Source organism: Actinospica acidithermotolerans (assembly GCF_018139625.1).
Lineage (GTDB): Bacteria > Actinomycetota > Actinomycetes > Streptomycetales > Catenulisporaceae > Actinospica > Actinospica acidithermotolerans.
On record NZ_JAGSOH010000174.1, the window covers coordinates 1 to 11496 of the forward strand.

General features: G+C 70.0%; 9 protein-coding genes. 3 read left to right on the top strand and 6 right to left on the bottom strand.

The features are described from left to right. Positions 1-599 precede the first annotated feature (599 nt). From KDK95_RS32120 to KDK95_RS32145, 6 genes are all read right to left on the bottom strand, one after another. On the bottom strand, positions 600-2216 hold the full coding sequence (locus tag KDK95_RS32120; protein WP_212522115.1) for an alpha-amylase family glycosyl hydrolase: 1617 nt from the start codon (positions 2214-2216) through the stop codon (positions 600-602). An 81-nt stretch (positions 2217-2297) separates the two neighbouring features. Next, on the bottom strand, positions 2298-3122 hold the full coding sequence (locus KDK95_RS32125) for a carbohydrate ABC transporter permease (RefSeq protein ID WP_212522116.1): 825 nt from the start codon (positions 3120-3122) through the stop codon (positions 2298-2300). 2 nt (positions 3123-3124) lie between these two features. Continuing rightward, entirely contained in the window at positions 3125-4087 is a 963-nt protein-coding gene (locus KDK95_RS32130; protein ID WP_212522117.1) for a carbohydrate ABC transporter permease, read from the bottom strand. A 7-nt stretch (positions 4088-4094) separates the two neighbouring features. Then, on the bottom strand, positions 4095-5420 hold the full coding sequence (locus KDK95_RS32135) for an ABC transporter substrate-binding protein (protein ID WP_212522118.1): 1326 nt from the start codon (positions 5418-5420) through the stop codon (positions 4095-4097). Between the two features lie 30 nt (positions 5421-5450). Continuing rightward, on the bottom strand, positions 5451-6671 hold the full coding sequence (locus tag KDK95_RS32140) for an ROK family transcriptional regulator (RefSeq protein ID WP_212522119.1): 1221 nt from the start codon (positions 6669-6671) through the stop codon (positions 5451-5453). Between the two features lie 195 nt (positions 6672-6866). Beyond that, complete coding sequence (locus tag KDK95_RS32145; protein WP_212522120.1) at positions 6867-8075, bottom strand: ROK family transcriptional regulator; 1209 nt, start codon at positions 8073-8075, stop codon at positions 6867-6869. 215 nt (positions 8076-8290) lie between these two features. Between KDK95_RS32145 and KDK95_RS32150 the strand changes: the two genes are divergently transcribed. From KDK95_RS32150 to KDK95_RS32160, 3 genes are all read left to right on the top strand, one after another. After that, positions 8291-10486: a carbohydrate-binding protein gene (locus KDK95_RS32150; protein WP_212522121.1), complete on the top strand. Its 2196-nt coding sequence runs from the start codon at positions 8291-8293 to the stop codon at positions 10484-10486. Positions 10487-10600: 114 nt separating this feature from the next. Further along, entirely contained in the window at positions 10601-10930 is a 330-nt protein-coding gene (locus tag KDK95_RS32155) for a hypothetical protein (RefSeq protein ID WP_212522122.1), read from the top strand. 50 nt (positions 10931-10980) lie between these two features. Then, a partial coding sequence (locus tag KDK95_RS32160) for an AraC-like ligand-binding domain-containing protein (protein WP_212522123.1) occupies positions 10981-11496 on the top strand: 516 nt, incomplete at its 3' end.

Sequence of the window (11496 nt, forward strand, 5' to 3'; positions counted from 1 at the left end):
ACACCCGGCCACACCCACAGCCAGCACACCACCCACAGCCACCGACGCCACCAAACGCACGAGCCGAGGACGACAGAACGATGAATACATGACGATCCCTTTCAGAAGGACGACGACGGTGTCGGTGTCATGGAGCGATGGAGCCGCGGCTGGTCCGACAACGGTTGACGGGAGATGAAATGTTTCAGAGATGGTGCCGCGAGGTTAGCTCCGGCCCCCATGACCGTCAAGGCACCACAGGCGGCTTCCGCCCGCCGGATGAGGCGAGCGCATGTCGTCCACCTGCCCGTATGGTGCCCTGAGCTGTGGCTCGAACCCGCCGGTCACACATCGCAACGATATGGAAACGACGGGTTGAACGGTTTCAATCCGGCCCGGATTCCAAGATCGACTGATTGAAACGATTTCACTGTCCCGAGGATCGTCCTCGTCCTCGTCCCCGCCACGCGGAGCACCGGCGTCGGCGGCTTCACGGATCGCGCGCACTCGGCGTGGCGGTCATCGGCTGGACCGGGCTCTTCCCGGGTCTGGAAACACCACAGCCGGGTGCGCGCACTCCACGTCCCGCGCACCCGGCTGCGTATCTCCCCCTTTCGGCGTCACATACGGAAGACGCCGAAGCCGAAGGGCCGTACCGCCACCGCCGACTCCCCGAGCTCCACGCCGGCGCCGCGCACGAGGGTGGCGGCGGCGAACTCCGGGCGGTCGTGGCGCAGGTCGACGCGCCGGTCCGACGGGTTGACGACGACGAGGAAGCGGCCGCCGCGGACGTAGGCCAGCGGGTAGCCGTCGTTCAGGATCTCGAGGCTGCCGGCCGGACCCAGGTCCGCGGCGTTCTCCCGCCTCAGCGCGATCAGGTCCCTGACGAGGTTGAGCAGCGAGGTCTCGTCGGCGCGCTGGGTGGCGACGTCCGGACGGTCGTCGGCCGGGTCGACGGGGAGGTAGATGCGGTCGGGCGCCGCGGCCGAGAAGCCGGCGTTCTCGGTGCGGTCCCACTGCATCGGGGTGCGCGATCCCGCGCGGTTGTAGCGGGGGCCGAGGACGCTGCCTTCCTTCTCGGGGATCTCGGGCAGGTAGCGCATGCCGATCTCGTCGCCGTAGTAGATGGCGGGGACGGTCGGGAAGGTGAGCTGGAAGGCGAACACCGCCGGCAACTGCTCCGCGGTACGCGGCCCGCAGTGCAGGCGGGCGAAGTCGTGGTTCGCCGTCGGCAGGATGGCGTGGCCGGGCTCGCCGATCGCCTTCACGGTGCGCTCGTAGGCTGCCAGGAACGTGGCGGCGCTGCCCTCGCCCTCCGCCGCGAAGTAGCAGGGGCCCGGTTCGTGCTCCTCGTCGACGGTGCCCGTGCCGGGGGCCGTCTGGAAGAGCGAGCGGTACGGCAGGCCCCAGCCCTCCCCGCCGAACTGCAGGAAGAAGTCCGCGTCGAAGCCCGCGGGTACGGCGACGGCCGGGTCGCCCCACTCCGCCAGCAGCACGGCGCCGGGGTGCTCGGCGTCGAGCCAGGCGCGCAGCCCGGTCCACAGCTTGCCGGTCTCCACGAAGCCGGGGTCGTCCTTGACCAGCGAGGACGCCATGTCGACGCGGAATCCGGCGACGCCGTAGCCGAGCCAGTGGGTCATGATCTCGCGCAGCGCGGCACGGTTCGCGCGCGGGCCCTCGGCGTCGACGGGCTGGCGCCAGGGCTCGTCCGGGTTCTGCCGCGCGTAGCCGAAGTTGAGGCCGGGCTGGGAGTCGAAGAAATTGGGGAGGTAGCCGCCCGGCCGGCTGCCGGGCGACGCGACGAAGCCGGACGGGAGGGCGCCGTCCGCCTCGTCGGCGGCGCCGTCCGTCCAGATGTAGCGGTGGTCGTCCGGGTCGTCGGCCGCGGCGAGGAACCACGGGTGCAGATCCGACGTGTGGCCCGGCACGAGGTCGAGCAGGACCCTGATGCCGCGTTCGCGGGCCTGCCCGACCAGCGCGGCCAGGTCCTCGTTCGTGCCGTAGCGCGGGGCGATGGTCAGGTAGTCGGACACGTCGTACCCGGCGTCGCGCATCGGGGAGGCGAAGCACGGGTTGAGCCAGAGGGCCGTGACCCCGAGCCACGCGAGGTGGTCGAGGCGCGCGGCGATGCCGCGCAGGTCGCCGATGCCGTCCCCGTCCGAGTCCGCGTAGGACTGGGGGTAGATCTGGTAGAGGACGGCATCGGCGAGCCAGCCGGGTGCGGTGGACGCGGTCACGAGTGCGGTCGGACCTTTCGGGGCGTGGTGCTGGGCGAGATGGGCAGGTGGTGCGGGGGCCGGGACGGCGGGACCGGGGCCTCAGCCCTTGACCGCGCCGGCGGTGAGTCCGGAGACGACCGCCTTGCGGAAGACGAGGACCAGGATGGCGATCGGGAGCATCGCCACCGCCGAGGCGGCGAAGATGGTTCCGTAGGGGATGGTGAACTGGCCGCCGAACAGGGCGATGCCGACCGGGATCGTCCGGTACCGGTCCTCGTTGTCCAGTGTCAGGGCGACGATGAACTCGGTCCAGGCGGCGACGAAGGTGAACACTCCCGCGGTGAACACGCCGGGCAGCGCCTGCGGCAGGATCACCCGGACCACGGTGCGGATCGGTCCCGCGCCGTCCACCCGCGCGCTCTCCTCCATGGCCTTGGGGATGCCGAGGAAGAAGTTGCGCAGGATCCAGATGGCGAACGGCAGCATCAGCGCCGTGTACGACAGGATCAGGCCCTGATAGCTGTTCAGCCAGCCGATGTCGCGCAGCAGCAGGTACAGCGGCGCGACGACGGCGATGGTCGGGAACAGCGAGATCATCAGCAGCGCGGTCATGATCGCCGTCTTGCCGCGCATCGGGAGCCGGGCGAGCGCGTACCCGGCGAAGGTGCCGAGGGAGAGCACGAGCCCGGTCGTGCAGACGGCCACGATCACGGAGTTGCGCACGTACGTGCCGAAGCTGTAGTTCGTGAACGCGTTGCCGTAGTTCGAGGTCGTCAGGTGCGGCGGCACCGCGGCGGCCGAGGTGATGTCCACCGGGCTCTTGAAGGACGCGGCGACCATCCAGTACAGCGGCAGCGCGACGAACGCGGCGACGAGCAGGGCCGCGATGTTCGTGCCGAGGTTCTTTCTGCGGCGTCTGGCCATGATCAGTCCTCCTGCTCGCCGACCTGGGTGCGGAATACCTTGAGGAACAGCAGGCAGACCACCAGCACGATGAACGCGGTGCTGGCCGCGATCGCGGCGCCCGGACCGAAGAGCACGTCGTTGAACAGCACCTTGTAGCCGAGCAGCGCGAGCGACTCGGTGCTCGTGCCGGGGCCGCCGCCGGTCAGCACGTACGGCAGGTCGAACAGCCCGAAGGCCTGCAGGATGCGGAACATCACGGCCACGGCGAGCGCCGGGCGCAGCAGCGGCAGCCGCACCTTCCAGAAGGTCTGCCAGCCGTTCGCGCCGTCGATGCGGGCCGCCTCGACGACCTCGCCCGGCAGCATGACCAGGCCGGCCAGCACCATGATCGCGACGAACGGCGTGGTCTTCCAGACGTCCGCGACGCCCATGGCCACAGCGGCCTGCGTCGGGGTGCCGAGGACGTTGAGGTTGTGCACGCCGACCGCGTTCATGATGGCGTCGAAGACGCCGTAGACGCCGTTGTAGATGTACGACCACAGCTGCGCCGACACGACCGTGATCAGCGCCCACGGCAGCAGGAGCAGCGCCATCAGCCACGCGCGCGCGTGGGTGAGCCGCTCGAGCACGAGCGCGATCAGCGTGCCGAGGATCATCTCGACCGTCACCGTGACGACGGTGTAGATCGCGGTGAACTCGAGGTCGTGGATGTAGCGCGCCGAGTGGAACAGGATCGAGTAGTTGTTCCCGGTGAACCCGTTGAGCTGGAAGCCGCTCCCGGTCACGTTCACGTTGCTGAACGACATCGCGATCGAGAAGCCGATCGGGAAGATCATCACGGCGAACACGAGCAGGAGGGCCGGGGACGCGAAGCCCCAGCCGAGGCGGGCGGCGGAGCGTCGCATGGCGCCGCGACGCGGCCGGCGGCTTGCGCCGTCGGCCGCGCGCGTCTCGCGGGGCCCGCGAGTATCGACGACGGTCATCGAGGGATCACAGTCCGTTGCTCTGCAGGGCCGTGTCGATCTGGCTCGAGGCCGCGGACAGGGCGGCCGAGGGGCTCGTCGAGCCGGACAGCGCCGCGTTGACGTTGTTGTAGATCGCCTCGCTCACCTGCGAGTACTGCGCCACGAAGGAAGGACGGGCGTTGAGCTTGTTCTTCGCGGCGACCGGGAAGGCCGGGTTGGTGGCCTGGACCGCGGAGTTCTGCAGCACGCTCGCGACGGTCGGGATCTCGCCGCCCTGCTCGGCGATGATGGTCTGCGCCTCGGTGCCGGTCATCCACTTCAGGAAGTCGACGTCCGCGGCCAGGTACTTGCTGTGCGGGTTGACGTACAGGTTCCAGCCGCCGGTGACGGAGTAGCCCGGGCTGGACTGGCCGGCGAAGCTCGGCAGGTTCACGACGCCGACGTCGCCCGCGACCTTCGAGGTGGAGCCGTTCGAGTCCGCGTACGCGTAGGTCCAGTTGCGCAGGAACGCAACCTGGCCGGCGGTGAACAGCGACTCGGACTGCTGCTCCTGGAAGGTGGTGATCGCGGACGGGGAGACGCCCGAGGTGATCAGGCCCCGCATGTAGGTCAGCGCCTTGGTGTCGGCCGGCGAGTCGATGGTGGCCTTGGTGCCGTCGGAGCTGACCGTCGAGCCGCCGGCGTCGGCCGCGAACTCGGTGAAGTCGCAGGTCAGACCCTCGTACGAGTCGAACTGCGCGGCGAAGCCGTACTTGACGAGGTTGTCCTTCTGCAGGGTCTCGGCCTCGGACTGCAGCTGCTCCCAGGTGGTCGGGACCGGCAGGTGGGCCTTGGCCAGCAGGTCCTTGCGGTAGAACAGGAACGCGTTGTCGGTGAACAGCGGGACCGCGTAGGTGCTGCCCTTGTAGGTCAGGCTGGTGACCAGCCCGTTGGAGAAGGTGTTCCAGTAGGAGGAGTCGAAGTACGAGTTCAGCGGCAGCGCGAGGCCCTGCTTGCCGAACTGCGCGGGCCACACCACGTCGCCGTTGTAGACGTCGAAGCTGCTCGATCCGCCCGATATCTGGGTGATCAGCGTCGAGCGGTAGGTGTCCGAGTCGCTCGGCGCCTGCTCCAGGTTGACCTTGATGTTCGGGTAGGCCTTCTCGAACGCGGCGATCAGGGTCTTGCGCACGTCCGTCGAGGTCGGGCCGAACTGGTTGGCGAACCAAGTGATCGTGCCCGAGGCCGAGCCGGTGGCGGCCGGCGCCGCCGTCGATCCCGAGGACGAGGAGCAGGCGGTGGACAGAGCGAGCACGGCTGCCGCGGTCACGGCGGTGGCCGCGTTCCTGCGCTTGTTCGACAGAATTCTCATCGATCGCTTCCTTGCGATTCGGGCGGCTGGTCAGGCCGCGAGAGTTGAGGGTCGTGGTGCGGGCGGATGGTGCTTCGACAGCAGCGGGGCGCGGACGGTCGCCCGGAGGACCAGGCAGGCCGCGCCGCGCGTCCACATGTCGTCGTCCACCGGGTCGACCAGGACGGTGCAGTCGGCCGCGGCGGTCGAGAATGCGTGGTGGGACAGCGCCTCGTGCACGGCCGGCCGCAGCAGGTCGTACACGGAGACACCCTCGCCGGCCAGGATCACCAGCTCGGGGTTGATCAGGTTGCACAGGGTGGCCAGTCCCCGGCCGAGGGCGTCGCCCGCGGCGGCGAAGGCCGCGCGGACGGCGCGGACCTCGGCGGTGGCCGGCTCGGCGCGGGCCAGCGCCGCGGCCGCCTCGATGTCGGCCAGCGGCAGGCCCACGTGGCCGAGCCGGGCGAGCACGGACCCCGAGCAGGCCAGCGCCTCCAGGCAGCCGCGCCGGCCGCAGGTGCAGACCGGCCCGGCCGGGTCGATCGGGATGTGGCCGAACTCCGCGGCCAGCCCGGTCGATCCGGTGAACAGCGCGCCGCCGACGAGCAGCCCGCAGCCGATGCCGGCACCGATGGTGACGACGGCGAAGGTGCCGTTCTCGCGTCCGGCGCCGAACCAGTGCTGCGCCACCACCAGGGCATTGACATCGTTGCCGACGACCACCGGAAGCCCGGTGGCGGCGGCGATCGGCGCGGCGACCGCTACGTCGCGCCAGCCGAGGATGCCCGAGTAGCGGCAGATCCCGGACTCGGCGTCCACGTGCCCGCCGAGGCCCACGCCGACGCCGAGCGTGCGCGCGGCGCCGTCCGGGAACCCGGCGAGCAGCCGGCGCACCAGGCGCCCGGCGGCGGTGAGCGCCGTCTCCGGCGCGCATCCGTCGATCTGCAGCTCGGCCCGGGCGAGCACCCGGGCGCCCATGTCGGTGACGACCCCGGAGACCACGCTGGGCGCGATCTTCAGGCCCACCACCAGATGCCGCTCGAGGTTGACGCTCAGCAGCCGCTGCGGCCGGCCGGGACCGGCGGCCGGACCGGCCTCGGCCTCCTCGCGGATGTAGTCGGCCTCGAGCAGCGGCGGCAGCAGCCGGGTGACCGTGGAGGGCGAGAGGCCGAGCCGCGCGGCGAGCCCCGAGCGGGAGATCGGTCCCGCGGTGAGCACCTGCCCGAAGATCTCCGCGCGGGTCGCCTCGCCGAGCAGTTCGCTCGCTCTCATGGCAACCCCCCTCGGCCGTGTTTGGTCGTTCCGTTTCCGGTTACCCGGATGTCACGGAGTATGGCGCGGGGGATTTTCGTGAGTCAAGAAATAAAATCGACGTCATCGAAGCGTGATGTTCGCGCGACCGGGCGGTGATCTGAGTCAGGGGACGAAAACTCAGGGTTCGAACCAAGCCGCCGAGCACCGGAGGAACTACGGCTGATCTGCGCCGACCGCGTCGCGGATGACCAGGCAGGCCGCGCCGCGCGCCCACAGCGCGTCGTCGGTCTCGTCGACGATGAGCTCGCAGTCCACGGCCGCGGTCGAGAAGGAATGCGCCCGCCACGCCCGCGTGCACGCGTCACCGAAGAGGTCGAAGGCGCCGGCCCGCTCGCCCGCGAGCACGATCCGGCCGGGGTTGACGAGATTGCACAGGGTCGCCAGCCCGCGGCCGAGCGCCGTGCCCATCGCCTCGAACGCGCTCTTCGCGATCTGATCGCCGCGCCGGGCCGCCGCGACCGCCTCCTCGATGCCCACGCTGCGGCCGCCGTTCTCGGCTATCCGGCGCAGCACGGCGTCGTCCGAGGCGATCGTCTCCAGGCATCCGCGGTTGCCGCAGGTGCACTCGGGCCCGTCGATCAGCATCGGGATATGCCCGAGCTCCCCGGCCAGTCCGCCGGCCCCGGTGACCAGTTCGCCGCCGAGGAACAGCCCGCAGCCGACGCCCGGCCCGACGGTCACGAGCGCGAAGCCGTCCAGGCCGCGGCCGGCGCCGAACCAGCGCTCTGCGACGGCGAGCGCGTCGACGTCGTTCGCCGCGACCGTCGGCAGGCCGGTGGCGGCGGCCAGCGGCGCGCTGACGTCGACGCCGGTCCAGCCCAGCACGCCGGAGCGCACGACGCGCCCCTCCCCCGCCGCGACGTGCCCGCCGAGCCCGACGCCCACGCCGATCAGCTTCTCGCGCGTCTCCGGGTGCCCGGCGAGCAGATCCCAGACCACCGCCGCGGCGGCCGAGAGCGCGGCGGACGGGTCGTGGCCCGCCGTGAGCGGCCGGGCCCGCTGGTCGATCACCTGCGCGCGCAGGTCGGTCAGCACGCCGGTGACCGCGCCCGGCCCGATCTTCACGCCGATCGCCGCGCGCCGGTCGGCGGCCACCTCGAGCAGCCGCTGCGGACGGCCGATGCCGCCGGACTGCTCCCCGGCCTCCGCGACGTAGCCGGCCTCGATCATCGGGTTGACGACCTTGGTGACCGTGGACTGGGACAGGCCGCTGCGCTGCGCCAGCTGCGTGCGGGAGAGCGGCCCGGCGGTGAGGATCTCGGCGAACAGGCGGCCGCGCGTCATGTCCGCGCCGCGGTCCGCGGCGCGCGGGCGCGGCGGGACGGCGAACCCGATCGTGAGCCGCTCCCTGCTGTCCGTCATGAGCCGCTCTCCACCTGTCCGGATGCCGATGACATACTTTCCGCGGTCATGATAAGGCGCGCGGACCTGCCGCGCCGTCCGCGTCCACACACAGCCCGATCGGGATCACCGTCGTCAGGCGGGATTTTGTTTCTTGACAAGAGAAATTAGCTCGGCCACACTCTCATCCGCGCGCACAGCGGAGTGCGCCGCTCCCCGGCCTGGAGGCGTCAAGGATGAACATCTCCCGTCGAGCACTGCTGCGCGGAAGCGGCGTCGCCGCAGCGGGCACGTTGACGGCACTCGCTATCGGGGGCCGCCGCCCCGCGGTGCCGCTGAACGTGGCGCTCGCCGCCGCGACTCTGCCGGTGACCAGTCGCAACAGCGTATACACCCGTTCCGGGCCAGGCCCGCAGTACTGGTCGCCGTACAGCTGGAACTACACGAACAACGCCACGCTCACCGAGAGCGTGTGGCAGCAGAACATCACCTGGGTCGCGGACAACCTCGCGCCCTACGGCTACACGATGTGCTGCACCGACGGCTGGGTCGACTACACCCAGACGACGAACTCGAACGGCTACATCACCAGCTACAGCGACGCGTGGACCCATGACTGGGCCTACTACGTCAGCTACCTCGGAAGCCTGGGGATGAAGCTCGGCGTCTACTACAACCCGCTGTGGGTGGCCGCGAGCGCCGTCAAGGACACCTCGATCACGGTCGTCGGCACGAGCATCCCCGTCGCCGACATCGTCACCTCCGGCGACGTGCTCAACTCCGACGACGAGATCTACTGGGTCAACGTCGCCGCGAACGGCGCCAAGGAGTACGTCCAGGGCTACGTGAACTACTTCAAGAACTTGGGCGTCGCCTTCCTGCGCACCGACTTCTGGTCCTGGTACGAGTCCGGCTACGACGCGAACATCGGCACCGTCGGCGTCGACCACGGGAGCGCCGACTACGCCACCGCCCTGTCCTGGGTCGACGAGGCGGCCGGCGACGGCATCGAGATCAGCGTCGTGATGCCGAACCTCTTCAACAACGCCGCCAACGAGATCCTCTACGGCGACTCCGTCCGCATCGACGCCGACATGACCACCGGCAGCTGGTCCTGGCTCAGCGGCGGCCGGCAGACCTGGCAGAACGACTGGAGCCAGTGGTACAACCCCTTCTGCGGATTCACCGGCTGGGCGCACCTGTCCGGCCGCACCGGACTGATCCTCGACGGCGACTTCCTCGCGATGAGCACCTTCTCCGACACCGCGGAGAAGCAGACCGCGATCAACCTTTTCACGATCGCCGGATCGCAGCTCGCGATCACCGACCGCGTCGACACCATCGGCGGCGACATCGACCTGTGGCAGAACTCGGCGGTCCTCGGCCTGCGCAGGCAGGGCCTCGTCGGCAAGCCGTACTTCTACAACAGCGACATGTACTCCTCCGACTCCGGCTCCCGCGACACCGAGCGCTGGGCCGGCCAGCTGCCGGACGGCTCGTGGGTCGTCGCGCTGTTCAACCGCAACGACTCCAGCACGGTCACCAAGACGATCAGCTTCAGCGGCGATCTCGGCATCTCCGGCACGGCCACCGTATACGACCTCTGGAACGCGACCACGTCCACCGCGCAGACCCAGATCTCCACCGCGCTCTCCCCGCACGCCTCCCAGCTCGTGCGCGTGGTCCCGAACGGCCGCACCGTCAACACGTACCAGGCGGCGTTCGCCAACTGGGGCGGCGGCGCGATGTTCAACAACAACCACACCGGCTACGCCGCGATGGGCTTCGTCGACAACCTCCAAGCCGCCAACGCCGGCGCCTCCGTCACCTTCGCCGTAGACGCCCCGACCGCCGGCACCTACACGATCACCTACCGGTACGCCAACGGCTCCGGCTCCACGAGCACGATGACCGTGGGCGTCGGCGACGAGCCCGGCAACGTGGTCATGTCCCCGGTCACCGTGAACTTCCCGAGCCTCGACACCGCCTGGACCACCTGGGGCTCCGTCACCGGCACCGTGACCCTGACCGGCGGAACCAACCTCATCACCGTGGCCCGCACGAGCACCGACGCCGGCGCGATCAACCTGAACTACATCACCGTCAACAACATGCCCTCGACGCCCACGATCTCCTCGATCTCCGCAAGCTCCGCGGCGGCCGGCGCGAAGGTCACGATCACCGGCACCCACTTCGGCGCCACCCAGGCCGGCCGCTACGTCACCTTCAGCGACAACGGCATCAACTGGGGCGCCCCCGTCGACCAGGCGCTGTTCACCATCGACAGCTGGAGCGACACGTCCATCACCTTCACGGTGCCGGAACCCTCCGGCCCGGGCAACGAGTGGGCCGTCGCCGCGGGGACGACAGCCACCGTCACGGTCACGAACAGCGCGGGCACGTCGAACAGCGTGTCGCTGACGATCGCGTAGGACTCGCCCCGCCTGCTGCCCCCGAAGCCGCTTCGGGGGCAGCGGTTCGTGGTGCAGTCGCACCTCGAACGGATCAGCCGAAGTGTCACCGGGCGCCACGGGACACATAAGAAGATGGTGATCAGAACCGTACGTAACCTCGTACTCCTCACGGCGCTGGCCCTCGGCGCCACGGTCGTCCCCATCGGAACGGCCAGTGCCGCCGGGACCGTCGGCCGTCAGGCGCCCCCACCCTCCAGCCTTTGCGGCCTGGAGGATCTGGGCGGCGATCCCCTGACGCTGGAGGTGCTGCAGGGCGCTTGCGCATCGGCCCGGGCGGCTGCGGGGGCCGTCGAGTCGGAAGCGGGCAGTTTCGCGTTGCGCCCGGTTTCGGTGACGGAGGCGGTTCTCTACAACGACTGCACCCTGGGGCTCCTACCCGGCCCGTGTGATCGCTATTTATAGGTGCCACCAGCACTATCGCCTCCGGATCGGGGAGGCTCTAGGGTGAGTACGTGGCATCAGCGGCGCCGGGGCCGGTGCGGTTCAGCACGGCCGGGCTTCCCGACGGGCAGCGCATCGCGAAGTGGGAGGAGCACAACGCCGATGCGCTGATCGGGCTGCGCTGCAGTTCGCTCGACGAGCGGACCTTGGAGGCCACGGAGATCAACCTGCAGCTGCCCAATGTGCAGCTTGCGCGGGTGATGGCGCCTTCGCACATGGTGGAGCGGAACGCCTCGATCATTCGGCGAGTGCCTTCGGACGCCATCGCGTGCTACTTCATGCTGGTCGGAGACTCGTTCTTCTATCACGATGACGGCGTCCGCACGCTCGGGCCCGGGCAGATGGTGATCTGCGATGCCGACCGGCCGTTCGTGCGGGGGTTCTCGCACGGGCTCGACGAGCTGGTGCTGAAGGTGCCGCGGGCGTACTTCAGCGCGGCTGCCGGGGTGGACTCGCTGGCGGAGCCGCGGACGCTGGATTTCGCGCGGGGGGACGTGCGGGCGCCGGCCTTGGCGCGGCTGGTCGGG

Bases quoted from the DNA above. Each gene is read 5' to 3' on its own strand.
- KDK95_RS32125 (WP_212522116.1), bottom strand. From the start codon at position 3,122: ATGGCCAGACGCCGCAGAAAGAACCTCGGCACGAACATCGCGGCCCTG.
- KDK95_RS32130 (WP_212522117.1), bottom strand. From the start codon at position 4,087: ATGACCGTCGTCGATACTCGCGGGCCCCGCGAGACGCGCGCGGCCGAC.
- KDK95_RS32135 (WP_212522118.1), bottom strand. From the start codon at position 5,420: ATGAGAATTCTGTCGAACAAGCGCAGGAACGCGGCCACCGCCGTGACC.
- KDK95_RS32140 (WP_212522119.1), bottom strand. From the start codon at position 6,671: ATGAGAGCGAGCGAACTGCTCGGCGAGGCGACCCGCGCGGAGATCTTC.
- KDK95_RS32145 (WP_212522120.1), bottom strand. From the start codon at position 8,075: ATGACGGACAGCAGGGAGCGGCTCACGATCGGGTTCGCCGTCCCGCCG.
- KDK95_RS32150 (WP_212522121.1), top strand. From the start codon at position 8,291: ATGAACATCTCCCGTCGAGCACTGCTGCGCGGAAGCGGCGTCGCCGCA.
- KDK95_RS32155 (WP_212522122.1), top strand. From the start codon at position 10,601: ATGGTGATCAGAACCGTACGTAACCTCGTACTCCTCACGGCGCTGGCC.